This is a genomic window from Psychrobacter sp. TB55-MNA-CIBAN-0194, from assembly GCF_040309505.1.
In the GTDB taxonomy this organism is placed as follows: Bacteria; Pseudomonadota; Gammaproteobacteria; order Pseudomonadales; family Moraxellaceae; genus Psychrobacter; species Psychrobacter fozii.
In genome coordinates this window covers 1-249 of the sequence record NZ_JBEOOW010000608.1, presented here as the reverse complement: position 1 = coordinate 249, position 249 = coordinate 1, and the positions used below count along the sequence as shown (strand labels likewise).

At 32.5% G+C, this 249-nt stretch carries 1 protein-coding gene; it reads left to right on the top strand.

What is annotated here, in order from left to right:
- A partial coding sequence (locus AAEY75_RS16460; protein WP_502944456.1) for a hypothetical protein occupies positions 1–249 on the top strand: 249 nt, incomplete at both ends.

Here is a 249-nt window from a genome sequence, read left to right as displayed (position 1 = left end):
CATTTGGTACATATCAAAATATGCCAATATAAAAAAGTATGGAGCAGATACTAGACACGCCAGCTTTTGCGAAGAATTTGCAAAAGCTGGGCATAAAGTCAGGCTGATTACATCGAACTCTTCTCATTTATATAATAACTTACCAAAATTCAAGAATCGTTATTACGACGTGAAAAGTAATAACTTTAATGTTACTTGGGTAAACACTTTAAAATACTCCACAGCTACAAGTATTAAACGAATTTGTAG